The organism is Leadbetterella byssophila DSM 17132 (assembly GCF_000166395.1).
Classification (GTDB): domain Bacteria; phylum Bacteroidota; class Bacteroidia; order Cytophagales; family Spirosomataceae; genus Leadbetterella; species Leadbetterella byssophila.
In genome coordinates this window covers 1473805-1498405 of sequence record NC_014655.1, presented here as the reverse complement: position 1 = coordinate 1498405, position 24601 = coordinate 1473805, and the positions used below count along the sequence as shown (strand labels likewise).

At 40.1% G+C, this 24601-nt stretch carries 21 protein-coding genes and 2 tRNA genes; 14 read left to right on the top strand and 9 right to left on the bottom strand.

All coding sequences use genetic code 11. The features are described 5' to 3' along the window. Positions 1-14: 14 nt before the first annotated feature. Positions 15-1886: a CocE/NonD family hydrolase gene (locus LBYS_RS07200; RefSeq protein ID WP_041823489.1), complete on the bottom strand. Its 1872-nt coding sequence runs from the start codon at positions 1884-1886 to the stop codon at positions 15-17. Between the two features lie 110 nt (positions 1887-1996). On the opposite strand from LBYS_RS07200, the gene LBYS_RS07195 reads away from it, so the two are divergent. Then, positions 1997-3244 (top strand): cation:proton antiporter, encoded by a 1248-nt coding sequence (locus LBYS_RS07195; RefSeq protein WP_013408209.1) that lies wholly within the window; start codon positions 1997-1999, stop codon positions 3242-3244. 774 nt (positions 3245-4018) lie between these two features. On the opposite strand, the gene LBYS_RS07190 is transcribed toward LBYS_RS07195, so the two are convergent. After that, positions 4019-5071, bottom strand: coding sequence for a sugar phosphate isomerase/epimerase family protein (locus tag LBYS_RS07190; RefSeq protein WP_013408207.1), 1053 nt, complete (start codon positions 5069-5071; stop codon positions 4019-4021). Between the two features lie 2 nt (positions 5072-5073). Further along, the gene (locus LBYS_RS07185; RefSeq protein ID WP_013408206.1) at positions 5074-6222 is read right to left on the bottom strand and encodes a Gfo/Idh/MocA family protein; all 1149 of its coding nucleotides are present in this window, start codon (positions 6220-6222) and stop codon (positions 5074-5076) included. 127 nt (positions 6223-6349) lie between these two features. Here LBYS_RS07185 and LBYS_RS07180 point away from each other — a divergent pair, with 127 nt between their 5' ends. Genes LBYS_RS07180 through lptC form a run of 3 tightly spaced genes read left to right on the top strand, consistent with a single transcriptional unit; the run spans position 6350 to position 8887 of the window. Then, positions 6350-7066 carry a type III pantothenate kinase gene (locus LBYS_RS07180; protein ID WP_013408205.1) on the top strand — a complete coding sequence of 239 codons (717 nt, stop codon included), beginning with the start codon at positions 6350-6352 and terminating at the stop codon, positions 7064-7066. Continuing rightward, the gene (gene bamG / locus LBYS_RS07175; protein ID WP_013408204.1) at positions 7050-8339 is read left to right on the top strand and encodes a BamG family beta-barrel-assembly machinery protein; all 1290 of its coding nucleotides are present in this window, start codon (positions 7050-7052) and stop codon (positions 8337-8339) included. The genes LBYS_RS07180 and bamG overlap by 17 nt, the downstream gene beginning before the upstream one ends. Continuing rightward, the gene (lptC, locus tag LBYS_RS07170; protein ID WP_013408203.1) at positions 8336-8887 is read left to right on the top strand and encodes an LPS export ABC transporter periplasmic protein LptC; all 552 of its coding nucleotides are present in this window, start codon (positions 8336-8338) and stop codon (positions 8885-8887) included. The genes bamG and lptC overlap by 4 nt, the downstream gene beginning before the upstream one ends. Here lptC and LBYS_RS07165 read toward each other — a convergent pair. From LBYS_RS07165 to tilS, 5 genes are read right to left on the bottom strand one after another with little or no spacing between them, the layout of a single operon-like run. Continuing rightward, positions 8880-9227 carry a c-type cytochrome gene (locus tag LBYS_RS07165; protein WP_187287935.1) on the bottom strand — a complete coding sequence of 116 codons (348 nt, stop codon included), beginning with the start codon at positions 9225-9227 and terminating at the stop codon, positions 8880-8882. The two genes, lptC and LBYS_RS07165, sit on opposite strands and share 8 nt — an antisense overlap. Then, entirely contained in the window at positions 9205-9801 is a 597-nt protein-coding gene (locus LBYS_RS07160) for an SCO family protein (RefSeq protein WP_013408201.1), read from the bottom strand. Before LBYS_RS07160 ends, LBYS_RS07165 begins: the two co-directional genes overlap by 23 nt. Then, on the bottom strand, positions 9798-10193 hold the full coding sequence (locus LBYS_RS07155) for a hypothetical protein (protein ID WP_013408200.1): 396 nt from the start codon (positions 10191-10193) through the stop codon (positions 9798-9800). Before LBYS_RS07155 ends, LBYS_RS07160 begins: the two co-directional genes overlap by 4 nt. 14 nt (positions 10194-10207) lie before the next feature. Further along, positions 10208-11860 carry a DNA repair protein RecN gene (recN, locus tag LBYS_RS07150; RefSeq protein ID WP_013408199.1) on the bottom strand — a complete coding sequence of 551 codons (1653 nt, stop codon included), beginning with the start codon at positions 11858-11860 and terminating at the stop codon, positions 10208-10210. A 39-nt stretch (positions 11861-11899) separates the two neighbouring features. Continuing rightward, complete coding sequence (tilS, locus tag LBYS_RS07145; protein ID WP_013408198.1) at positions 11900-13192, bottom strand: tRNA lysidine(34) synthetase TilS; 1293 nt, start codon at positions 13190-13192, stop codon at positions 11900-11902. A 46-nt stretch (positions 13193-13238) separates the two neighbouring features. Here tilS and LBYS_RS07140 point away from each other — a divergent pair, with 46 nt between their 5' ends. Then, complete coding sequence (locus LBYS_RS07140; protein ID WP_013408197.1) at positions 13239-14888, top strand: OstA-like protein; 1650 nt, start codon at positions 13239-13241, stop codon at positions 14886-14888. On the opposite strand, the gene pdxH is transcribed toward LBYS_RS07140, so the two are convergent. Continuing rightward, on the bottom strand, positions 14835-15479 hold the full coding sequence (gene pdxH, locus LBYS_RS07135; protein WP_013408196.1) for a pyridoxamine 5'-phosphate oxidase: 645 nt from the start codon (positions 15477-15479) through the stop codon (positions 14835-14837). The genes LBYS_RS07140 and pdxH overlap by 54 nt on opposite strands. Before the next feature lie 64 nt (positions 15480-15543). On the opposite strand from pdxH, the gene LBYS_RS07130 reads away from it, so the two are divergent. The 9 genes from LBYS_RS07130 (at position 15544) to LBYS_RS07090 (ending at position 24554) form a co-directional block, all read left to right on the top strand. After that, entirely contained in the window at positions 15544-17448 is a 1905-nt protein-coding gene (locus tag LBYS_RS07130; protein ID WP_013408195.1) for a DUF349 domain-containing protein, read from the top strand. 78 nt (positions 17449-17526) lie between these two features. After that, positions 17527-17599, top strand: a tRNA-Thr gene (locus tag LBYS_RS07125). Positions 17600-18033: 434 nt separating this feature from the next. Further along, positions 18034-18106, top strand: a tRNA-Thr gene (locus tag LBYS_RS07120). 34 nt (positions 18107-18140) lie between these two features. Then, on the top strand, positions 18141-19172 hold the full coding sequence (locus tag LBYS_RS07115) for a threonine aldolase family protein (RefSeq protein ID WP_041823487.1): 1032 nt from the start codon (positions 18141-18143) through the stop codon (positions 19170-19172). Continuing rightward, positions 19151-20236: an Ldh family oxidoreductase gene (locus LBYS_RS07110; RefSeq protein WP_013408193.1), complete on the top strand. Its 1086-nt coding sequence runs from the start codon at positions 19151-19153 to the stop codon at positions 20234-20236. The genes LBYS_RS07115 and LBYS_RS07110 overlap by 22 nt, the downstream gene beginning before the upstream one ends. Positions 20237-20325: 89 nt before the next feature. Beyond that, entirely contained in the window at positions 20326-21591 is a 1266-nt protein-coding gene (locus LBYS_RS07105) for a TolC family protein (protein WP_013408192.1), read from the top strand. Continuing rightward, positions 21581-22666 carry an efflux RND transporter periplasmic adaptor subunit gene (locus tag LBYS_RS07100; protein ID WP_013408191.1) on the top strand — a complete coding sequence of 362 codons (1086 nt, stop codon included), beginning with the start codon at positions 21581-21583 and terminating at the stop codon, positions 22664-22666. The genes LBYS_RS07105 and LBYS_RS07100 overlap by 11 nt, the downstream gene beginning before the upstream one ends. Further along, a complete protein-coding gene (locus tag LBYS_RS07095; RefSeq protein ID WP_013408190.1) occupies positions 22663-23880 on the top strand; it encodes an ABC transporter permease in 1218 nt (405 codons plus the stop codon). The genes LBYS_RS07100 and LBYS_RS07095 overlap by 4 nt, the downstream gene beginning before the upstream one ends. After that, on the top strand, positions 23877-24554 hold the full coding sequence (locus tag LBYS_RS07090) for an ABC transporter ATP-binding protein (RefSeq protein WP_013408189.1): 678 nt from the start codon (positions 23877-23879) through the stop codon (positions 24552-24554). Before LBYS_RS07095 ends, LBYS_RS07090 begins: the two co-directional genes overlap by 4 nt. Positions 24555-24601 lie beyond the last annotated feature (47 nt).

Genomic DNA, 24601 nt, shown 5'->3' with positions numbered 1-24601 from the left:
CCCCGGCTTTAGGTTTATTTCAAGATATCTACTTCTATGTAAGAGTCGTTAAACACTTTATGAAGTGCCTTTACGAAATCTGAATCCTCAGCTTTGTAGATATTGTCTACGTATTTTTGAGGGTTCCTGTCAAACAGAGGGAACCATGTGCTTTGCACCTGGATTTGGATCTTATGGCCTTTTTTGAAGGTATGATAAACATCTTGTAAGGCGAATTTCACCTCCGTTTTTTTGTTGGATACAAAAGGCTCAGGCTTCTCAAAACTATTGCGGAATCTACCTCTCATGATCTCACTTCTCACCATTTGGTGGTAGTTGCTCAAGGTGATGTTTTTATGCGGCATATAGGCATGATCCGGCTCATCAGGGGGGTAAACATCAATTAGTTTTACGATCCAGTCTGCATCTGACTGAGAAGTGCTAACCATTAGTTTATTGATGATTTCACCTGCAAGCGTGATATCTTCTGTTAAAACATCCGTTTCAAATACCAGTACATCCGGTCTTCTAGCAGCAAATCTTTGGTCTTCCGACATATAATTTCTGGCCGTAAAACCCATGGTAGTAGTTATGTCTTCTGTATAAGGTACTGGTTTCAAAGGGTCAGAGATGAACTCGGAATGTGCTTCTTTAGAAGGAGCATTTTTCTTAAGTTTTCCATCTTCTGAAAGATAGAATTTCAACTTCGTAGCTTCTTTTGGAGGCCATTGGTCAAACTCTCCCCATTTTTTTGCTCCTGTATCAAACATATAAGCTTCTGGCAGTCCGGTCTTGCCATCTCCGCTTTCCTTTAAGTAATGACGGAAGAATTTAGCCTCAATGTTTCTTTGGTAGAAAGTAGCAATACTATCTCCGAAATAGACACTGGTATGCATGGTTTGACCTCTCTCTCTACCCCAACCGCCGTGATCAAATGGCCCCATAACAATGCTGTTATTCTTTTTGTTAGGGTTTTGTTTCCGGATAGCCTTGTAGGTATTCAATGGGCCATATAAATCTTCAGCGTCAAACCATCCTCCAACTACCATGGTAGCCGGTTTGATGTTCTTCAAATGAGGAAGGATGTTTCTCTTCTGCCAGAACTCATCGTAGTTAGGGTGTTCAACTGTCTCTTTCCAGTAGAAGTTATCTTTATAATACTTTTCAGCAACGTGTTTCAGAGAACCTAGTTCGTAATGAAATTGATAGCCGTCTCTGGTTTTTTTGTCAATGTTCTGTTCTGTATACCAAGCTGTAGGAGTAGGACCGTTATGCTGTTTTCCAAATACAGGGAAAGTGAACAAATAGGCTTGGGTAAAGGCACCATTATGATGGAAATCGTCAAAGAAGAAATCTGCAATAGGCGCTTGAGGAGAGGAAGCTTTTAATGCTGGGTGAGCATCTATGGTTCCCGCTGTAGTGTAGAAACCAGGATAAGAACCACCCCATTGACCTACACGACCATTATTATGAGGTATGTTTTTTACTAACCAATCCACCGTGTCATAGGTGTCAGAGCTTTCGTCAGGTGGGATATTTTTCCCATTTCCCGGGTTATTGGGAGTCATGTTTGTCCAAGTACCCTCAGACATCCATCTCCCTCTTACATCTTGATGTACGAAAATGTATTTTTCACGTACCATAGTTTCTGAAGGACCCAATCTTGCGGGGAAACTGGTCTCGTCATAGGGAGCGATGCTATAGCAAGTACGCATCATTACCATAGGGTATTTCTTATTTGGAGAAGCATCTTTGGGAATATACACATGTGTGTATAGTTTGGTGCCATCCGTCATTGGAATGCGGTGGATGTGCTTCGTGTAGTTCTCCTTAATGAAAGTGGGGAGATCTTGTGCTATTAATCCAATAGGCAGGATGAGAAAGAAAATGTATAAGAATCTTTTCATGTGAGTTAGGTGTTTATCATACTTTTCAAATATACAAAAAGTAGCTAACTCACACATTTTTTAGGGAAGCTTTTAAAGGAAATATATAATTTTGTAAAAACACCTATTTAATGGAATTATATTATTCGTTTTCAATTTTAATAGTATTAGCTTCTTTCTTTGCCTATTTAAACCTTAGATTTTTACGTTTTCCGCCTGCTATAGGTATCATGGCCATTGCTATGATCAGTTCTATCCTATTGGTGAGTTTTGGTAAGATCTTCCCTGAATTTTTGATGGACTTTTCACAACTGTTGATCGGGGTGGATTTTACGGAGGTCCTGATGGGAGCCATGCTGAACTTTCTTCTCTTTGCAGGTGCCATACATATTAATATTGCAGACCTTAGGGAGCAAAAGCTACCCGTCATGCTTTTTTCTTCCGTTAGTGTGATCATCTCAACCTTCATAGTGGGAATGGTACTATACTGGGCTCTTCCTCTAATTGGAATGGAGCTACCACTCATATATTGTTTGCTATTTGGAGCTCTGATCTCACCTACAGACCCCGTGGCGGTTTTGAGTATACTTAAGAATGCTAAAGTGCCGAAATCATTAGAAACCAAAGTGGCTGGGGAATCGCTCTTCAATGACGGTGTAGCGGTTGTGGTCTTTGCTGTAATTCTTAAGTTAACTAGCGGACATTCAGCGGATATTAATTTGGGCAATGTATCATGGCTTTTGATCAAAGAAGCGGGAGGAGGCTTCTTGCTGGGAACCATTTTAGGTTTTACGGCTTCAAACGCTATTAAAAACGTAAACGATTATATCGTTTCGGTATTGATCACTTTATCAGTGGTGATGGGAGGGTATTTGATTGCTCATGCTATGCATATTTCCGGGCCTTTGACCATGGTTACCGCAGGTTTGATCATAGGTAATTATGGGAAAAGAACAGCCATGTCTGATGAGACTAAGGACTATCTGAACAAGTTTTGGGAATTAATAGATGAGATCATGAACGCCGTACTTTTCCTGTTCATTGGATTCGAACTATTACTCATTCCAAATATACTGGAATATTGGAAAGGTGGTTTAATAGCCATAATTGTAGTGCTATTCGCTAGATTCTTGTCCATTTGGGTGCCTACTTTATTTATTCGTTTTAAGCAGAAGTTTAGCAAAGGGACCATCAAAATCCTGGTTTGGGGAGGCTTAAGAGGCGGAGTTTCTATAGCATTGGCTCTGTCAGCACAGGATAATGAATACAGGCCTTTATTGATTGCCATCACCTATTTTGTGGTAGTATTTTCCATTTTAGTACAAGGTTTAACGGTGGGCAAAATGGCGGATAAAGCCCTGGCTTCAGAAAAAGCTTAAAAAATTTGGTAAAGTCCTGATTATTATGTAATTTAGTATTATATAGTAATCAAACCACATGGAGAATAAGTATACTTTTTGGTCTGTTTTTTTTGGCCTATTGTTTCTTATCACTCTATGTGGTTTTTCTTTTACTTATCTTAAAAATCTTCAAGGTGAATCTTCTCTTCCTTTAGTCATTCATGTACATTTCGCTGCGTTTTCTCTGTGGTTTTTGATTCTCATTACTCAGCCCTTGCTGATTAGATACAAGCAAATAAGATGGCATGCTAACTTAGGAAAGTTTACTTATGGTTTAATCATCCTTTTGGTCAGTACCATACTGATTTTACTTCAGATGGAAGCGCGCAGAGTTTGGCCCAAAGATCCGGAGCATGCAGCGGTAGGGGCTTTCATAAGCCTGCTTGATGCCGTATCCATCTTGGTGTACTTCAGTATCGCTATGAAGAATAAGCATAGGCTGAGGTGGCATGTGGCATTTATAGTGGGATGTAGTATTGTGATACTAAATCCGGGTCTGTTCCGTGTAGCAAGAGCCATTCAGCCGGATCTGGGTTTGCCGGCAACGGTCTTTATGCCTATGATAATTACTTCTGTTATCCTTTTGGTAGAGAGGATCAAGTGGAAGAGGCCTATTTTGAAGAACCCCTTTTTTTACTTTTTGCTCGCATGGCTTTTTGAGATCTTTTTACTTTCGACCCTTGCATCCACAGATACATGGAGGGGAATGGTAGAAAGATACATCATATTAAAAAAGCTCCGAATTCTCGGAGCTTATAGACCTAATACTTGTCGGTTAACATTTTCATCTGTTCCAGTGGCCGCGAAGTCATCAAAGGCTCGTGTCACCACTTCAATGATATGGCTTTCGATGAATGGAGCACCTTCTCTGGCACCTTGTTCAGATGATTTGATACAGCATTCCCATTCTAGAACGGCCCATCCGTCATAGCCGTATTGGCTAAGTTTAGAGAAAATGGTGCTGAAATCCACTTGTCCATCTCCTAAAGACCTAAATCTTCCTGCTCTATCTGCCCATCCTGCAAAGCCGCTGTACACCCCCTGTTTGCCCGTAGGATTGAACTCTGCATCTTTCACGTGGAAAGCTTTGATTCTTTCGTGGTAGAAATCTATGAACTGTACGTAATCCAAGGCTTGTAAAACAAAATGGCTTGGGTCGTAATTGATATTAGCTCTAGGATGATTATCTACATGTTTTAAGAATAACTCGAAGGAGGTACCATCAAAAAGATCTTCTCCCGGATGTAATTCAAAACAGTAATCTACGCCGTTTTCATCGTATACGTCCAATATAGGTTTCCAGCGTTTTCCTAGTTCTTTAAATGCAGTGTCAATAAGCCCTGCAGGTCTCTGAGGCCATGGATATAAGAAAGGCCATGCTAAGGCTCCAGAAAAGCCCACATGAGAAGTTAGTCCTAGGTTCTTAGATGCTTTAGCCGCTAGTTTAACTTGTTCAATGGCCCACTCTCTACGTGCCGGTTCGTTTCCATGCACTTCCTTAGGGGAGAAGGCGTCAAATAGAGGGTTATAGATAGGGTGGGAGGCCACTAATTGTCCTTGTAAGTGTGTAGACAATTCGGTGATCTCTAATCCCTTTTCTTTTAATTTGCCCTTGATCTCATCAGCATACGTCTTAGATTCTGCAGCTTTTTTTACATCAAAGATAGCAGGATCATTCGTGGGAATCTGCAAACCTTTATAGCCTAATGAGGCCATATAGTCAGCTATGCTGTCTAAGGTGTTAAAGGGAGGAGTGTCTCCTAAGAATTGGGCTAAAAAGATACCTGGCCCTTTAATAGTTTTCATGCTCATAATACTTTAGTCCATTTTTCAGTTTTAGTACTTTCTAAGATGCTTTCAGCAATAAGCAATTCTCTATATCCGTCGGCAAAGGTTGGAAATAGGGGAGTATCGGGTTGTTTACCACCTTCAATGGCAGCGTAAACTTCTTTGAACATCTGCTTAGAGGTATCTCCGAAACCTTCGTTGTGACCTCCGGGATACGTGATTAGAGGTCTAACCTCTCCGTGTACTAATGCAGGATCGCGCATTAGAAGCTGGTTAGCTCCGTCTCTTCTACCTATCCACATCTCATTTGGCGCTTCAGAATTGAAAGCAATGGTGCAGTTAGATCCTGAGATCTCTAATTTCAACTGGTTCTTTCTACCTGCAGAAACTTGAGATACGGTGACAGAACCTTTATTTCCATTGTCAAATCTCAATAAGATGGTAGCATGATCTTCCGTATTGATGTTTACATCTGCATAATCTTCTGCCGTAAGCATTTTTCCGGAATATGTTTCTACCGGTTTCAAAGGCTTTTTGCGGATCTTATGGATGATATTAAAGTCTGCGAAGACTTCTGTAATCTTTAGTCCTGAGGTATACTCAATCATATCAATTAGGTGGGAGCCAATATCAGCTACGGCTCTGGTGTCTCCGGATTTGTCCGGTTCTAAGCGCCAACTGTAATCAGTATTGTAGAACAACCAGTCTTGTAAGTAAGAGCCTAAAATGCTATATATTTCACCTATCTCACCTTTCTCACGCATGGTTTTGATTTGGCGTACCAAAGGATAATAGCGTAAATTAAAGTGGACGGCATTGACTAATCCTTTTTGAGCAGCAAGTTCAACTAATTCTTTCGCTTCATTAACATCCGTAGCCAAAGGTTTTTCACAGATTACATGCTTTCCGGCTTCTAATACCGCTTTGGCCTGTTTGAAATGTAGGAAGTTAGGCGTACAGATATGCACGGACTGTATGTCTTTCATAGCTAAAAGCTCATCAAATGTACAAGCCCTTTCTATTCCCAATTGTTGCGCTTTTGCCTCGGCTAACTCTTTGGTTACTTCACAAAGTGCCAGTACTTCTACATTCGGAAGTCGTCTCAATGCTTCTATGTGTGCAGGTCCGATAAAGCCGGTACCTACCACGCCTACTTTTACTTTAGACATATTTTAACAGGTTTAATTCGTATGATTTGCTGCCCCAATTTAGGAATTTTATCGGAAGAAAAAACTTAGTCTCTCAGAAAATCCGGAGCGGTATTTACATATTTTTGCTTCAAATTCTGGTAAAGTATTGTATCATTTAGCTTTTGATATTGGAAACACTTCCACTAAAGTGGGGCATTTTGAAGACACAAATCTTTTGTCTGTAGAAAGATACTCAAGTTCTTTAGAGGCGATTGAAAAATATAAGGGTGAAGAAAGTGTAATTGTAAGTTCCGTGGTAGAACCAGAGGATAGGCTTCAATACCTTTTTTCAGAATACAAGAAAGTTTTCTTTTTTAGAGCCCATTCGCCTATTCCAATAGGAAACTGTTACGGAACTCCGGGAACGCTAGGTGTAGATCGATTGGCCGCCGCTGTGGGAGCGAACGCTAGATTTCCGAACCAGGATGTACTCATTGTTGATATAGGTACAGCGATCAAATATGATCTGGTGGATGCGCATAATAATTTCTTGGGGGGAATAATTTCACCAGGAAGGCGTATTCGATTTCAAGCTTTGCATACTTTTACAGGCAAACTTCCGTTAGTAGATGCAACGGATATTCCGGATCTTTTGGGTACCTCTACAGAAACTTGTATACAGAGTGGGGTTATGAATGGGATAATCCAGGAGATAAACGGAGTAATAAAAAGTTACCAAGAATCTTATAATCCGAGAGTTTTATTGTGTGGAGGTGATGCCCGCTACTTTGAAACTCAAATAAAATATCCGACCTTTGCAGCTCCAAATTTGGTTTTGGAAGGTTTAATACGAATACTACTTTACAATGTCGCTGAAGCTTAGACTCGCCTATTTGTCCATTTTATTATTTGGTTCGCACTATACATTTGCTCAGGGTCAAGGCCGGAGCCCCTATTCTGCCATAGGCATAGGAGAGCTGACGGAAGAAACCACAGCCGCCCAGGAAATGATGGGAGGAACAGGTGTGTCATTTGGTAATACATTCTATATCAATACTTTGAATCCTGCCCTTATGGGTAAAGACAGAGTGGTGAACGGTATGAAGTATGTAGCGCTGAGTGTGGGTGGGAACGGTTATTTTAGGAATCAGGAGCAAGGAACTCTTTTGGGACAGGACTTCGGAATGAACCTGAGTAATCTAACCATGGCTTTCCCTGTGACTAGAGCTTGGGGAATTGGAGTTTCTTTTAAACCTCATAGTATTGTTGATTATGAAAATGTCGTGAGAAGACATTTTACCGGTTCATCTTCGATCAGTTCATATCATTTTTCTGATTATGGCGGCTTGTCTAAAGTTGGATTGACGAATTCCGTGCAAATAGCCAGAGGTTTATATCTAGGGGTTGAAGGTCAATACTATTTTGGTAATATAGTTAGAGACACTACATCTTTATTTATCAGTTCTGCTACTTACAGCAGATTCACGGGTAGAAGCAGTATGTCAGGTTTTGCCTTGAAAGGTGGCTTGGCATATGCGCAGAAATTAAGTAAAAGATGGAAGGCGAACGTGGGAGGTACCTATCAACTAGGTACAGATTTGAGTGGAGAGAGATTGCATATTTTCCAAAACTTAGCCAATACAAGTAATGGAATTACTCCTTTAGCCACTCCGGATACTTTGGCCGTATCTGATTTTGCCACTTCTTTGCCCAGCAGTTATCGTGTAGGTATAAGTTTAGAAAAGACATACCAATTTTTAATTGCTGCTGAATATGCATTCACGGATTGGGAAGGGATTTCAAAGCCATTTGATGCAAGGGCAGCTGCAAACATACGAAATAGTAAACAAATGAGCTTTGGCGTGGAATGGATTCCGGATGTCAACTCTACTGCCTATTTTAATCAAGTCTTCTATAGAGCAGGTTTTAAATCTCTGCAAACACCATATTATATTAACGGTATACATATAAAGGATAACAGCTTTTCTTTTGGTATGTCTATGCCATTAGGAAAAGGTGGATCTTATTTTGACTGGGCATTGTCTGTAGGTACCAGAGGTACTTTAGATAAAGAGCTGGTAAAAGAAAATTATATCAAAATGACGGTGAATTTCTCTCTAATGAGAGATTGGTTCCATAGACCTAGAATTCAATGAGAAAGCTGGTATTTCTGGTTTGTATAGCCTTTTCTTGTACGGAAGAGAAGGATGCACAAAAGGGAAATATGGACTATAATGGTCCGGTTTTGGAGGCTGATAATATCAATGTTATTCATAGTGACTCTGGGTATGTCAAGATTAGAATGAGTACAGCGAAACAGCTTCGCTACGCCAGTGGGGAAGAGGTTTATCCCAAACCGGTGTACGTCACATTTCTAGATAAGAACGGCGTGGAGTATTCCAGACTTAGGGGAGATTCAGCAAGATACATCAAAGGCGAAAACCTCTATGTAATGCGTGGAAATGTCCTGATAAATAATACGAAAGAGAATCAATCTCTAGCTACTGATGAGCTTTTTTGGAATCCAACTACCCGGAAAATTTATTCTGAGAAGAAGGTGGATATAAAAACGCCTAGAGAGAATTTTACTGCTCTAGGCGGTATGGAAGCAGAGCAAGATTTTTCCAAATACACTTTAAGAAGATCTAGAGGTACGGTGGTTGTAGATTCTATTCGCACCATAGTTGACACCACCTCTAATTAGCGCATTGTATCTTTGAAACATCCTCCGTTTCAGTGATTGTTTTATCCTTTGCCCATCTATACTTTAAAAAAGTGCTGATTTGAGCAATATCCAGGTCATATAACTCCTTGTTTGCTGGCATTTTATCCCCTCCCTTCCGTATGATGCAGGTGAGATAATTCAAATCTTCCAGCTTTTTACTTTCTGTTAAAGCAGGGTATAGCTCCCTTAATCCCTGCCCGGATTCACCGTGGCAATTGGCGCAATGTTGTTGATATAACTGCCCTCCGGTAATCACAAATTGTTCGTACCTGATTTGATCTTTGGATGTGCAAGCACTAAGGCTTAAGTAACAGATCAATATCTGCCATAAGTTTATCCACCTCTTTGTCTTTCGTTCCATCATATATGGCTCTAATGTGTCTGTCTTTGTCTACTAATACAAATGCACCGCTATGAATAAATCCCCCTTCGTCTACGGCAGTAGAGTCTTCTAATGCAGAGGTTAAGTAACTTTTCTGTGCTAGTTCATAAACATTGCTCAGGTTACCAGTAAGGAACTGCCACTGATGACCATGAATTCCCAGTTTCTCTTTATACTCTTTCAATACTTCAGGAGTATCATATCTGGGATTGATGGAATGAGATAGGATTAAAAAATCAGGCTGGTCTTTGTACTTTTCATAAATTCTCAACATTTGCGTCTTCATGACAGGGCAAATGGTTGGACAAGTGGAGAAGAAGAAATCCGCCACATAGATTTTATCCTTAGTAATTTCCTGAGTTAAGGTATCACCATCTTGATTGACAAAGGTAAAATCAGGTATTTGGTGGGCCACTCCATCTATTTCAGGGCCTAAGACCGGAAGGTCATCTGCTGTTCTACTACAAGCCCAAATAGAAATACTGGTTAATGCAATCAGAATCTTTTTCATTGGAACTCAGCAGTTAGGGCTTTAGCGTCTGCAATGGCAGTTTCTGTATCTTCTTTTAATTGAGTGATTTCTTCGTGAAGCTTTTTGTAGGAAGCTAGTTTATCTTCCTCTTTGCCGTTAATTGCGTCACCAAATTCAACCATCCAGGTATTCATCTTATCTTCGGCCTTCAATAAACGTGTAGAGATGTCTAGTGCTTGATTTTTCTTCTCTTCCGGAGCATTCTCCACCGCCTTCATCATGCTTTCTCTGATGGAAGATATAGCCATAGATTTTGGCATTACTTCGTCATGACCTTTAACTAAAGCATTGTAAAGTTCTTCTGTTTCTGAATTACTGCTTGCACAAGAGAGGAATAAAAATGCGGACAAAGCCCATACTAAAAATTTCATATCTAGGTGTTTTTTTATAAGTGTAACAATTCTTTCGCGCTATTCATTGCACTTTCCGAAGGATTTTGCCCCCCAATCATCTTAGCAATCTCATTGATTCTTTCTTCTGTGCTTAGTTTTTTCATCTTACTAATGGTTTTCGCTCCGCTATCTTCTTTATAAACGAAGAAATGAGTCTGTCCTTTCCCAGCTATTTGCGGTAAATGGGTAATGACTATTACTTGCAGATCCTTTGACATGGTTTGTAGGAGTTGACCTACTTTTACAGCCACTTCTCCGGATATACCCGTGTCAATCTCGTCAAAGATGATAGTAGGAAGCTGAGCTCTTCGTGCTAAGACACTTTTAAGTGCCAACATCACTCTTGAAAATTCGCCTCCTGAGGCAACTTCCTTCAAGGCTTTTGGAATAGATCCTTTGTTAGCGGAGAAACGGAATTGTACTGCATCTAAACCGTCTGGCCCTAGTTCTTTGGTGCTGAAATGAATTTCAAAGTTTCCATTTGGCATACCTAAATCACCTAAGAGCTGTCTAATCTCTTCTTGTAGATGGGAAGCCTCTTTTTGTCTCAATTGACTTAATTGTAGGGCTATTTCTGATGCTATTTGTAAAGCTTCCTCTTTTTCTGCATTCAGAGTTGATAGTTCCTCATCGAGATTGAGTACCGTATCCACCTTTTTTTGAAGATCCTCTTTTATCTGAATCAAAGCTTCGGTGGAGTCAACTACGTGTTTCTTTTGCAATTTGTATAGTTGGTTCAAACTGTCTTGAACCATTTCCAGTCGGGTAGGGTCTGCCTCTACCTTCGTTTCTTCAATTTCTAACTCCTGGCTGATATCCAGAAGTTCTATAAGGCTGGAGTTCCATCTTTCTTTGAGTGCTTCGTATCTGGGCGATAGATGGGCTATGGTCTGAAGGGCTTGTTGTCCTTCTTTCATCAACTGTAGGGCGGGCAGGTCAGAGTGATTCAGGGCTTGGTAAGCTACCGCCAGTTTTCTCTTGATCTCTTCTGCATTTTCCAGTACCTGTAATTCGGATTCCAGTTCGTATTGTTCGATTTTCTCTGGCTGTAAGGCTTTGAGTTCGTCCAGGAGATGAGAATTATAATCGAACTCCTTCTTTAAACTCTCTGCCTTTTCACTTAGGCTTTGGTATTGGTGAAGCGCTTTTTTGAATTTTTGGTAAGCTATTTGATAATTTTGGATAAGTTCCAAATGCTGACCGTAGGCGTCTAAAGTTTTAAGTTGGAATCCTGCATTACCCAGCAAAAGGGTATCGTGCTGGGAATGTATATCCATTAACAACTCTCCCAGTTCTTTTAGGATATCCAAAGTAACGGGTGAATCATTGACAAATGCTCTGGATTTTCCGTTCGGAGAGATTTCTCTACGGATATGGGTGAGATCTTCGTAATCTAGATCATTCTCTTCGAAAAAGTTTTGAAGAGAGTGCTTACTAAGGTCGAAGGTACCTTCAACTATGCACTTTTCTTCTTCGTTAAAGAGGGCTTTGACATCAGCTCTATTGCCCATTAAAAGGCCCAAGGCTCCCAGCATAATGGATTTACCTGCACCGGTTTCACCTGTGATGATATTCAGACCCGAGTCCGGCTGGATCTCTAGTTCCTGAATCAAGGCGTAGTTTTTAATGGTTAGATTCTTTAGCATTCGTCTATACTTTATACAAAAATAGTTTATATGGCTAAATCAATCACTGATTATGCGAATTTCTATAGCATGAGTAAGACTTGGGTTTACTTTGCAGAGGTCAGAGGTTCTAAGACCTACTACCCAAAGTATCTTTTTCTGGTCCTCCAGTACTAACTGTCGGACTCTTTCTTCCCAGGCTATTTTTTCATCTTTGAGGAAATCAGAGACTAATTTACTGCCTTTCATTCCAAAGGGGGTGAATCTATCTCCTTCCTTTTTATTTCGAATACGTAAGGGCCAATGAATAAGTTCCGGATCAAAATAGGCGGTATGCTTATCTTTAAAGTTTAGGTCTTTATTATCAATCTGTTGAATGCATAATTTCAACTCGCCCACCTGGTAATTACCGGGTTCCGGAATTTCTACATCTATCTCCGTTTTTTCCGGAACAGGTAGAAGTGTCCATCCTTTTTGATTTTTGATCAACCAATGGGTACTGCTGATTAGTTTTTTCCCGGATTCTGAGATTTCCAGCATTTGTGTGATGTCAGAATACGTGAATCCAAAAGGTTTGAGGTATACTTCCAAGTGTAATGCTATCCCTTTTGTACTCTGAATCAAAGAATCAGGGATAGTGTAGTTATGTATTTGGCTCTCGAATTCTCTGTGCGCTTCCTGAAAAATTAAGTTCAGGTTACGAAATCTTTCTAAGTTTTGAAGGAAAGTGTCTTCGAGGCCCGGATTGATTTCTTTTAGTAAGGGAAGGACTAAATGACGGATTTTATTCCTTTGATAATAGGTTTCCGAATTAGACTGATCTTCTCTCCATGGAATTTTATTTTCTTCCAAATACTGTAGGATTTGCTCCGGTGTAGCCTCTAGGATGGGGCGAATGATGTTTTCACCTCGAGGAGGTATGCCTTGAAGCCCTTTTGGACCGGTACCTTTGGTAATATTCAAGAATAGGGTTTCAATATTGTCTCTTCTGTGGTGGGCTAAAGCTACTGCAGTTAGATTTCTCTGAGCAAGGAGTTGGTAAAACCATTGGTAACGGAGCTCTCTGGCTGCCATTTGTGTAGAGGTCTTGCTTTCCTTTGCATGTTTTTTGGTATCAAAGCGTTTTACATGAAAAGGAATGTTTTTTACCCGGCAGTAGGTGTGTACCAGTTGTTCATCGAGGTTAGCTTCTTCGCCCCTTAATTGAAAATTGGCATGTGCCACTTCCACTTGAAATCCTTCTGAATAAAAGAGATCCAGCAATGCCATGGAATCCTTTCCACCGCTAACACCTACCAGGAATTTTTCCTTTGAGGGATTCGGGAGGTATTTCAGGAAGATTTTTCGGAGCATGAAATTATCTAATGTACTGATGACAAAAATACGTTAATTTTGCCTAATGAACTTTCGTCATTTCTATATTCTCTTGTTTTTGCCTTTTGGGCTATTGGCGCAGAAGCCTCTGAATCCTCCTGCACCTACGGGTCCTCAGAGCATAGTGGAAATCTTGAACTCTGATATTCAGGATGGAGTAAATCTGAAGGATATGCAAAACGTAACCTTTAGAGGAAATGTGATCTTCAGGCATCAGGGGGTTATGATGAGTACAGACCTGGCTATTCAAAACAGGACTTTAAATACTGTTGAGGCATTTGGGAACATCAAGATTAATCAAGGAGATACCTTAACCATAGTGGGAGATACCCTGTTCTATGAGGGTAACAGCAGAATTGCCACTATATGGGGTAAGAGTGTTATCTTAAGGGATAAGAAGGTGACGCTACGTACTCAAAAAGTGATTTATAATATGGCTAACGGTATGGCATATTATCCTGTGCATGGACGTATTCAACAAGATTCCAGCACCCTTACCAGTAATACCGGATATTATAATACGAATACCAAGTATTTCAATTATATAGGTGATGTAGAGGTTTTGAATCCAAAGTTCGTTTTGTGTACTGATACTATGGATTATGATACCCATACGAAAAGGGCTATTTTTAAGGCATTTACTACTATTACGGGAGAAACAGGAGTATTAACAGCTGAAAAAGGTTGGTATAATATACAGACTAAGGAATCTTATTTCAATGGTAGATCACAAGTAGAGCATGAGAAGTATATATTGATCGGAGATACCTTGCAATATGATAATGCTAATGATTTTGGATGGGCTAAAGGTAATGCGGTGTTTGTTTCCAAAACGGATTCATTAATCAGTGTAGGAGATGCCATGTATAGAGATGGTAAAGCCGGGTGGACTAGAGTAATAGGATCCACCATATCTCAGTACTATTCCGGTGGAAAACCTTCTTTGTTAGCGAGCGACTCTTTACGTATCATTGAGAAGCCAAAACAGGATACCACATCTAAAGCTCCGGAGAAAGAGGATATTCAATGGATCATAGCGCAAGGAGGAGTGAAGCTATACAGGGAAGATGTTCAAGGAATTGCAGATTCTTTGATATATAATGCATTAGATTCAACCATAGGTTACTACCAAGATCCGGTTTTATGGCATAAAAGGAATCAGATTAAAGCAGACTCTATAGAGGTATTTCTGAAAAATCAGAAGTTGGAAAGGATGGAATTAATAAAGAATTGCTTCATCATTGAGCAGGATACCTTGTTAAACTTTAATCAGATTAAAGGTAGGATGATGACCGCTCGCTTTGATGACAGTTCTCGGATAGAGCAGATTCATATTTCCGGAAATGCTGAGTCAAAGTATTTCATATTAGATGATACCCAAAAGATTGTGGGGCTTGATTTGACACAATGTGCTTCCATGAAGTTTATTTTTCTCAGAGATGAATTAGAGGATATCCACTTTTATGGGGATGTTGACTCAAGATTAGTGCCTCCAGGAGAAATTACACTGACGGAATCTAGATTTGAAGATTTTAAGTATAGAATAGAAGAAAAGCCCAGTAAAGAAAAGATACTGAGCTTGAAATTAGGACAGCTATTACAAGAACAACTGCTGAAGTACTTAAGGACTGAGTCTCTCGAGGATCCAGTTTTGACCCGAGCGAGTGTAGAGTAGTCGGTCATGCAGACGATTAGGCCTGCCTTGCCAAAATTCTATGCTATCAGGTACAAGTAAGAATCCTCCCCAGTGGGGTGGGCGCGGGATGATTTCCTGAGATTCAAATTTCTTTTCGTAGGCTTCTAATTTTTCATTCAGAAACGCAGCAGAAGGGATGGTCTGACTTTGGTCGCTTACCCAAGCACCTATCTGACTTCCACGTGGTCTGGAATGGAAATAAGCATCAGATGCTTCATGGTTAAGTTTTTGTACTTGTCCTTCTATTCTGACTTGTTTTTCTAGCAGGTCATAGAAGAAGGTGAGGGAGGCAAATGGGTTTTGGGATAATTGTTTGCCCTTATTGCTGTTGTAATTGGTAAAGAATTCGAAACCTGCTTCAGATGCACCTTTGAGGAGTACTACTCTGGCATGTGGTTTGTTATCTGAGACAGTGGAGAGAACCATGGCATTTGGCTCACGTATTCCTCCTTCTTTGGCCTCATTGAACCAAAGTTCAAAAAGAGTGAAGGGGGAAAGGGTGGCTTGCTCTTCGGAAAGTGCTGATTTATCGTAATGTATCCGAAGATTTGAAATATCTTTGTTGTTCATGGAACAGTTTGAATATTATTATTAATTTTGCTTTTTCACAAAAGTAACTATCTATTTCTATTAAATGAGCGAGTCAAGTTTAGAACCGGAGAACTTAGGAGAAAATAATGGCAATGCAGCGGAGCAGAATTCTGCCTCAGAGGAGACAGTAAAACATGCTGACTTGGATGCCATTGAGGAGATAGAGGAGGAAGGCGAGTCTCTATTGGAGTTTGATGAAGATTTTACCAATTATTCCAAGAAGGATTTTGTAGACCTTGCTGATCGTCTCCTTGAATCCATGAATTCACGCACTCTTTCAGTAGCGGACGTGAAGAACATTGACAATGCCCTCAAAGTAGTAAGGAGTGCTTTTGAAGATATCCAACAGGCAGAAAAATCGGAGGCCTTAAAAGCATATGTTGCTGAAAACGGATCAGACGAAGGTTTTGAATTCCGTAATGATAATTATGCCATTCGTTTTGAAGGGATCAATATTCAAATCCGTGAAAAGCGTCAAGCCTTCTTCCAAAAGTTAGAAAGAGAGAAAGAGGACTACTTCGAAGTAAAAACTCGCCTTCTTCAAAGATTGAGAGAAATAGTGGAGATCGAAGAGAAAGGTGAATCAAAGAACAATTGGGAATCTTTCAAAGCATTGCAAACCGAGTGGAAAAATGCAGGGAATATTAACTCTCCGCATAATGGCTCTCTTTGGTCTGCATACAATGCTTTAGTGGATCGTTATTTCGATATCAGAAGCATTCAAAATGAGCTGAAAGAGCTGGATAGAAAGAAAAATATTGAAGCCAAAGAAGCGGTAGTAGTTAAGATTGAGGAGATCGCTACCTCTTTGCAGGAGATGCCGATCAATAATGTGACCTTGAAGAAAGCCAATGAGCTTCTTCAAGAATACAAGCACATTGGTCCTGGTCCTAGAGAAGAGCAAGACGCCCTCTGGGAAAGGTTGAAGAAAGCATTTGATGTTATTTACGATAAGAAAAGAGAACTTCAAAGTGAAAGTGCTGCTCTTTCAGAGGAGATTCTAAAAGCTAAACAGCAATTGCTGAATCAACTCCTTGAATACTTGAAATTCAATAGTGATAGCATAAATGAGTGGAATGCTAAGACGAAAGAGGTTCAAGCTTTACAAGACCAGTGGAATGCCATCAAGGGTGGTATGCCAAGAGAGAAAGGTAAAGAAGTGAGCAAGAGCTTCTGGAGCTCATTAAAGCAGTTCTTCAAGAATAAGAGCGAGTTCTTTGCTAAACTTGAGGCCAAACGTGAAGCCAATTTTGTAGCTAAGAGTGAATTAGTAAAACAAGCACGTGAAATCCTTGAGAAAGGAGATTACTCTGCTCCTAATACAAATCGTATCATTGAGCTGCAGAAGAAATGGAAAACCATAGGTCACGTACCTGAAAAATATAAGGATAGCTTATTTGAGGAGTTCAAAGGGATTTGTGATACCTACTTCAATAATAAAAGGGAAGAAAGTAAGTCTCAAGATTCTGAGTACGATAAGAATCTGGAAGCTAAGACCGCTATCTGTGTAGAAATTGAGAAGCTGGTAGAAGCCGGTGATACTGATCTAAGTAGGTTGCCTGAATTCAAGAAAAGCTTTAATGCTATAGGATTTGTGCCTAGGAAGGACATGAAATCTATCCAAGATAGGTTTATTAAAGCTATCAACTCCTACGTTAAGGCAGCTAGTGGTCTAGATAAAACTGAAAAAGATAAACTTATGCTTCAAAACGAGGCAGAGGTGGTTTTAAAAGCCGGTGGAAATCTAGGAAAAGCTGAGAATGATATTCGTAGAAAGATCAAAGCATTGGAAGATGAGATCACTTTAACAAAGAACAATCTGGAGTTCTTTGGTTTCTCCAAAAATGCGGATAAACTGAAAGCAGAATATCAGAAAAAAATTGATAAGGCTGAAGCTGAGCTTAAAGACTTGAATGCCAAGCTAAAACTCATTTTAACGGCCAACTGAGGCGTTTTTTGAGGGAATATTTTGAAAAAAATGTTTGTTTGATAACATAAAAACCTCTACTTTTGTGCTATCAAAATCGCCTCCTTAGCTCAGCTGGTAGAGCAACTGATTTGTAATCAGTAGGTCATTGGTTCGATCCCGATAGGGGGCTCACTTGATAATCAAGGAGTTACAGTAAAATGTAGCTCCTTTTTTATTGGCATCATGACACTTTCATGACACAAAATCCTATGATTTGGGTTGAGAAATTATTATCAAAAGTGGTATAATGATGTAAACTAGGCGTTTTGGTTCTTTTTATTTAGGAGAAATTATTGAGCGCTTTTGACTTGGTACTCACTAGGTCATTCGTTCGAACCCGATAGGGGCATTTTTAAAGGTTTACGGGATTGTATGCCTAATTTATGGGTGAATTTTAGATGAAAAATTCCCACCGAAGTCCAGTTTTTTCTCTTTCGTGATCGTAGGTAAACATTAAGCTGCACATTTAAAGCTTATTACCTCTTATGGTAAAATTTTTCCTAAAAAAAGATGCTTAAACCCTTGCAGGATTAGAATAGCCGATATATTTTTGCACCACAATTCGCCTCCTTAGCTCAGCTGGTAGAGCAACTGATTTGTAATCAGTAGGTCATTGGTTCGATCCCGATAGGGGGCTCACTTTAAAACTCTCAGAAATGGGAGTTTTTTTTATGATAAAATTTCTGAACGATTACAGCGAAGGGGCACATCCCCTAATCCTGCAAAGACTGGCTGAAACTAACTTAGATCAGCAGTCGGGCTATGGCACTGATAGCTATAGTGAAGCAGCAAGGCAATATATACGGTCTGCAATGAAGAGGCCGGATGCTGACGTTTATTTCGTTTCCGGAGGAACTCAGGCAAACCTGTTGGTAATTGCTGCCCTTCTCAAGCCTTTTGAGTCCGTAATTGCTGTTGAGTCCGGGCATATCAATACACATGAAACGGGGGCTATAGAGGCCACAGGTCATAAAATTGAGTATGTACTTGGAAAAGAGGGGAAACTTACTCCGGAGCTCATTGCGCCGGTACTAGTGAAGTCTCCAAAATACCATACCGTTAAACCAAGGATGGTATATATATCAAATACTACCGAACTTGGAACGGTGTATAGCAAGGCGGAACTTCAAGCTTTATCGGAATATTGTAAAGCGAATGACCTATTGCTTTTCATGGATGGTGCCCGACTAGCCATGGCACTTGCTTCTAAGTTCAATGATCTTACTTTAGAAGATATTGCTTCTTACTGCGATGTCTTTTACATAGGAGGTACTAAAAATGGTGCTTTATTAGGTGAAGCAGTAGTATTATTGAATCCCATTTTTAAGGAGGAATTTCCTTACCATATCAAGCAAAGAGGTGCTCTAATGGCAAAAGGAAGATTGTTAGGAATACAGTTCGAAACTTTATTTCAAAATGAACTTTGGCTAGAACTAGCAAAGCACGCTAATTCATTAGCAGAGGAAATTGCGGATTGCTGCGAATCTTTAGGATTTAAGTTTCTGACTCTTCCTCAATCCAATCAGATATTTCCTATATTGCCTGCAAATGTTCGTTCAGAACTTCATAAGAAGTACGACTTCTTTGATTGGCAACCTATAGATGATGATAGGTGTGCCATCAGGGTTGTAACTTCTTGGGCTACGAGCAAAGCTGATGTCACCTCATTTATACAAGATTTATGTACTCTGCAGAAAAAGTAAGAAAATTTACGGAAAAGGTTTTTGTGGCTATCGGTTGTACTTTAAAAGACGCCAGATTAGCAGCAGATGTACTCATTAATGCAGATTTGAATGGGGTTGATTCCCATGGAGTGGCTCGGTTAGCGGGGTATGTTAGGCTTTACGACCATGGGAGACTGAATCCTGTACCTCAGATAAAGATTATACATGAAACTCCCTCTACAGCTACCATTGATGGAGATCGCGGCTTAGGTTTAGTGGTGGCTCCCTATGCTATGAAAGTGGCCATGAAGAAGGCAAAGAAGGTAGGAAGCGGATGGGTTTCTGTCCAAAATTCAAATCATTTTGGTATTGCAGGTTATCATGCCTCTTTGGCATTGGCTGAGGATATGATAGGCTGGGCTATGACTAATGCGGCTCCTTTGGTGGTACCAACATTTTCTAGGGAAAAGCTATTAGGAACAAACCCTATCGCCATTGGAATTCCGGCGGGGGAGCAACCCGCATTTCTTGCAGATTTTGCAACAACAGCGGTGGCTTACGGCAAGATGGAGATCTTGCAAAGGAAAGGGTTAAAGGCCCCGATAGGATGGGTGCAGGATGCTGAAGGGGCGCCAACTGATAATGCAAACGCCGTGAAAGAAGGAGGTGGATTACTTCCATTAGGTGGGGACAGAGAGCATGGTAGCCACAAGGGATATGGCCTAGGAGCAGCAGTTGATATACTTTCTGGAGTTCTTTCCGGAGCTAATTTTGGACCTTGGGTTCCTCCATTTGCTACAGCAGGATTTCATGGAGTGGCAGAAGAGCAGGTAGGAAAAGGAACCGGGCATTTCCTGGGGGCTATGAGGATTGATGGATTTAGAGATAAACTAGAGTTTAAAGCCCATATGGATAAATGGATTGAACGCTTCAGGTCTGCACCTGCAGTGGACGGCGAGCAGGTTCAAATCCCGGGAGATCAGGAGAGAAGGTTTAAAGCAGAACGATTAATCCATGGTCTGCCACTGAATGAAAAAGTGGTAGAATCTCTTCAAGAACTTGGAGAAAGATTTAAAATAAAAGTACCAAAGAAGGGAGCATGAGCTCTCTTTTTTGTTTTAGCACGCCTATTTGATTTAGAATAAATATGTGGATTATTTCCAATATATTTGTGTAGAACTTGACAAATAAAATGCTTAAGAACAGTCTATTGTTTCTTCTGCTTAGTGCACAGGTCTCAGCTCAAAGTTTAGAGGACTTGTTTCTCCAAGCAAAGTCAAAAAATGAGGCGCTACAAAACACGCAATATCAGAAGGAATTAGCTTCATTGACTAGAAAAGTAGCTGATTTAAATCGCTATAATCCCAGAATTCCTCTAAGTTATCAAGCCTTGGATAATATTGCTTTGCAAAAGGTCTTAGTGCCCGGTGTCATCTTTGGTCTACCTGAAGGTACTTATAAAGAGATGATCATGGGACAGAAATATTCTTCCACTTTAAGCGTAGCACCACAATTTGATATTCTGAACTTTGGCCTCAGTGCACAGAAGAAATCTGCCGTTCAGAATGAAAAATTAGTTCTTGGACAGAGCCTACAAAAGGAAAGAGATATTTATCTACAGTTGAACTCTGCTTATCATAATGTTCTGTCTTACCAAGGTCAGTTGCAACTTTTAAGAGAGAATTTGCAAACAGCAGATAAGATTTTACAGATTATTTCAGATAGATTAGAAGAAGGTTTAGTTAGGCCCCAGGAAAAGAATGAAGCAGAAATAAATGTCCTTAATATTCGAGATAACATAGAGCAGTTGGAAATTCAATGGAACCTACAGCGTGAAATGTTGAGGCTACTAAGCAGATCTACTGATACTATAGAAGTGACGGATTCCGAGTACCAGGGAAGTGCACAGCTCTCTGAGCTAGATAAGCGAGTAGCGGAAGCGAAAGCTGAACTTGCGGCAGCGGATAAGGAAGTGGCAAAAAGGGATCAGTGGCCTGTGCTTTCAGCCATAAGTTCCTTTAATTGGCAGAATTTAAGCAATAGCTTCTTTTATGGTTCAGGAAACAGTCCTATATATTATGCCTACTTAGGATTAAAATTGAGTTGGGATTTACCTAGTACACCTCAAAAAATAAGCAACTATAAAAGCAAAGAGATCCAGTATAAAATAGCTCAAAATGAGATAAAAAGCGCCGAAGAGCAAGGGTTTTATGATCATATGCAAAGGCAAGCAGATCTACAGAAAGCTAAGAATCGCGTGCAGAACCTTCGTAAGATTGAGGAATTAAAGAAGGATACCTTTGATAAGAATTATGCAAGATTTGAAGAGAATGTATTGACATTAGACGAACTCTTGCAATCTCAAAATGATTGGATAAATAGTCGGATTAACCGTTTGAAAGAGGAAGTTAATGCTAAGTATGCATCCTATACAATTAAGATATACAATGAATATTGAGAAGAAATGGTTTTGGATTCTGGCAGGATGCTTCTTCCTGTCATGTTCTAAAGAGCCGGAAACGAAACCGGTAGTAAAAGATATTCAGGAGCTCGTATTTGCTTCCGGGCAAATAGAGTGGAAAAACGCCTATGCAGTTGTAGCAGAGACAGACGGGATTCTAAAAGAACTGAATCTGGAAGTGGGAGATGAAGTGAAAGCAGGGGCGGTTGTTGGACATATAGATAATCCGGCTAATCTTGAAAATTTGAAAACGGCTCAGGAGCAAGTGAATCTGGCCCTTAAGAATACAGAACCGGTCTTGGATCAGATCCGTCAAAATATTGGTTTTGCTGAACAAAAATACGAACAGGACAAGTTACAAAGGGAGCGTTATGAGCGCCTTTTAGCAAAACAAAGTGTGTCTCGGCAAGAGTATGAAAACATGAAATTAGCTGAAGAAAATTCTTTATCTCAGCTAGAGGCTTTGCGGGAACAATTGAGTGCTGCAAAACTACAGAATGAACAAAATATCAGCTCTGCAAAGAATCAGAAGGCCACTTCTCAGATTCAGACCACTTATAATCAGGTCAGGATAACTCATTCCGGTAAAGTGATTAAGAAGGAAAAGCAGGCAGGAGACTTTGTAAAAAGAGGAGATGTTATAGCCAGAGTGGCCAATAATCAACAAATTGAGATAGTGCTCAATGTGGATGAAAGCAGTGTAGGAAAGGTTAAAGTAGGACAAGAAGTATTTGTGAGACTTAATACACAAAAGGACACGGTTTACAAAGCCAGAGTAACGGATATCCTCAGTGCTTTTGATGAGGACGTTCAGTCTTTCATTTGTAAAGCTACTTTCTTAGACCCTGAAATAGTGCCGCTTTACGGGACACAACTGGAAGGAAATATATTAGTTGGGGAAAAGAAGAACGTTCTCCTGATTCCAAGAAGCACTGTAGGGTATGGAAATACGGTAAGGGTAAAGGGCAATAAGGAAATGGTGAAAATTAAGACAGGAATTGTCTCTACGGAGTATGTAGAGGTGTTACAAGGATTGACTACTGAAGATGTACTCTTACCGCAGAAACCATGAATGTAAATCTCCAAATAGCCAGGACCTATGTTTTTGCTAATAAGAGGCTGACGGCCGTTGCGGTTTTGGGTGTGTTGATTGGTATGTCCATCTATATTTTCATGAACTGCTTAGCGGTGGGATTTGATGAGGTCTCTTATAGTTCTGTCTTTAAAAGTACACCACATATCCGTCTTTATCAGGATGATCAAATCAGTAAACCCTTAGTGGAAGGAGAGGAATTTGTCATCATCAATCCTAAAATAGTGCCCACTAATAACAGGATTTTGAATCCTAATTCGGTGAAGGAACTGGCATTGGCACACCCTGAAGTGAATATTGTGACATTACAGGTTACAAGTGGTGTCTTCTTCAATAGTGGGAAATCTCAACTTTCAGGTACGGCTATTGGCATTATTCCTGATGAAGCTAACCAAATGTTCAGTTTGGAGAGTATGATGGTGGAGGGCGACTGGAAAGGCCTTCAGAGTAATCCCAATGGGATACTTATTGGCTCCGGAGTAGCAGAGAAAATGAGTTTGAAAGTGGGAGATAATCTTAATTTAACTTCTTCTAAGAGTGTGAATAAGAATCTTCAGGTGATGGGCATTTTTAAGACCTCAAATTCGAAGATTGATAAGAGCACAGCATACGTGAATCTATCCAGTGCCCAGCAGCTATTGAAAGAGAATGGTGATTATGTTACGGATGTCAACATAAATCTTCATGACTATAATAAGGCAGTGCCGGTAGCCAATGAACTTTCCGCCACTACGGGATATAAAGCTGAGGGTTTTGAGCAGAGTAATGAAACCTTGATGACCGGTAACCGTATGCGAAAGATAGTAATGGTGGCGATTTCGACTACCTTACTCATCGTAGCAGGTTTCGGTATCTATAACATACTTAATATGACAGTTAGCCAAAAGATCAATGACATAGCTATCTTAAAGGCCATGGGTTTTAAAGGAAAGGATGTGATCACCATATTTGTTACCCAAGCCTTGGGGATTGGTGTTATGGGCGTAATTGGAGGTATGTTCTTTGCTGTAATCATGATCAGTTTAGTGAAGAAGGTTTACATAGGAGGAGATATAGGGTATTTCCCTATAGATTATGAGTTTAGTAAATTCCTTCAAGGAGCAGCGTTGGGATTGGTCATAACCTTCTTTGCTGGTTATATCCCAGCCAGAAAGGCTGCAAAAGTAGATCCGGTAAGCATCTTTAGAAAATGAGAGAGATAATCTTACATACAGAGAAGATAGATAAGTTCTTCTATGATCCTGTTGAGTTTCAGGTTCTGAAACAAGTGAGCTTTGATGTTTACAAAGGTGAACTTTTGACTATGATTGGTAAATCTGGCTCGGGTAAATCCACCTTGCTTTATATCCTGTCCACTATGGATACAGATTATAAAGGGGAGCTGTTTATAGATGGACAAAAGATGACCGGATTAAGTTTAGATGAACTGGCTGCCGTAAGAAATGAAAAAATTGGATTTGTGTTTCAGTTTCACTACTTATTGCCGGAGTTTACTTGTTTGAAAAACGTGATGATTCCTGCTTTGCGACTAGGAAAGTATTCTGAAGAGGAAATCGAAGACAGAGCCATGCAGAAATTAGACATTCTAGGCATAAAAGATCAAGCGTTAAAGCCGGCTTCGAAGCTTTCCGGAGGTCAGCAACAAAGAGTAGCCATTGCCAGGTCCTTGATTAATGATCCTTTGCTGATCATGGGGGATGAGCCTACAGGTAATTTGGATAGTAAAAACACAGATATCGTCTTCAATATATTTAGGGAATTAGCTCAGGAATTTGGGCAAACCATTATTGCAGTAACGCATGACGATGATTTCGCTAAGAAGAGTGACAGGATCATTGAAATGCGGGATGGGCAAATTATCGCTTGATATTTCAATAAATAAATCCCTAGTCGCCTAGCATACAGGTGCTTAAA

Excerpts from the sequence above, each read along its gene's own strand:
- LBYS_RS07200 (WP_041823489.1), bottom strand. The coding sequence starts at position 1,886 with ATGAAAAGATTCTTATACATTTTCTTTCTCATCCTGCCTATTGGATTA.
- LBYS_RS07195 (WP_013408209.1), top strand. The coding sequence starts at position 1,997 with ATGGAATTATATTATTCGTTTTCAATTTTAATAGTATTAGCTTCTTTC.
- LBYS_RS07190 (WP_013408207.1), bottom strand. The coding sequence starts at position 5,071 with ATGAAAACTATTAAAGGGCCAGGTATCTTTTTAGCCCAATTCTTAGGA.
- LBYS_RS07185 (WP_013408206.1), bottom strand. The coding sequence starts at position 6,222 with ATGTCTAAAGTAAAAGTAGGCGTGGTAGGTACCGGCTTTATCGGACCT.
- bamG (WP_013408204.1), top strand. The coding sequence starts at position 7,050 with ATGTCGCTGAAGCTTAGACTCGCCTATTTGTCCATTTTATTATTTGGT.
- lptC (WP_013408203.1), top strand. The coding sequence starts at position 8,336 with ATGAGAAAGCTGGTATTTCTGGTTTGTATAGCCTTTTCTTGTACGGAA.
- LBYS_RS07160 (WP_013408201.1), bottom strand. The coding sequence starts at position 9,801 with ATGAAAAAGATTCTGATTGCATTAACCAGTATTTCTATTTGGGCTTGT.
- LBYS_RS07155 (WP_013408200.1), bottom strand. The coding sequence starts at position 10,193 with ATGAAATTTTTAGTATGGGCTTTGTCCGCATTTTTATTCCTCTCTTGT.
- recN (WP_013408199.1), bottom strand. The coding sequence starts at position 11,860 with ATGCTAAAGAATCTAACCATTAAAAACTACGCCTTGATTCAGGAACTA.
- tilS (WP_013408198.1), bottom strand. The coding sequence starts at position 13,192 with ATGCTCCGAAAAATCTTCCTGAAATACCTCCCGAATCCCTCAAAGGAA.
- LBYS_RS07140 (WP_013408197.1), top strand. The coding sequence starts at position 13,239 with ATGAACTTTCGTCATTTCTATATTCTCTTGTTTTTGCCTTTTGGGCTA.
- pdxH (WP_013408196.1), bottom strand. The coding sequence starts at position 15,479 with ATGAACAACAAAGATATTTCAAATCTTCGGATACATTACGATAAATCA.
- LBYS_RS07130 (WP_013408195.1), top strand. The coding sequence starts at position 15,544 with ATGAGCGAGTCAAGTTTAGAACCGGAGAACTTAGGAGAAAATAATGGC.
- LBYS_RS07115 (WP_041823487.1), top strand. The coding sequence starts at position 18,141 with ATGATAAAATTTCTGAACGATTACAGCGAAGGGGCACATCCCCTAATC.
- LBYS_RS07110 (WP_013408193.1), top strand. The coding sequence starts at position 19,151 with ATGTACTCTGCAGAAAAAGTAAGAAAATTTACGGAAAAGGTTTTTGTG.
- LBYS_RS07105 (WP_013408192.1), top strand. The coding sequence starts at position 20,326 with ATGCTTAAGAACAGTCTATTGTTTCTTCTGCTTAGTGCACAGGTCTCA.
- LBYS_RS07100 (WP_013408191.1), top strand. The coding sequence starts at position 21,581 with ATGAATATTGAGAAGAAATGGTTTTGGATTCTGGCAGGATGCTTCTTC.
- LBYS_RS07095 (WP_013408190.1), top strand. The coding sequence starts at position 22,663 with ATGAATGTAAATCTCCAAATAGCCAGGACCTATGTTTTTGCTAATAAG.
- LBYS_RS07090 (WP_013408189.1), top strand. The coding sequence starts at position 23,877 with ATGAGAGAGATAATCTTACATACAGAGAAGATAGATAAGTTCTTCTAT.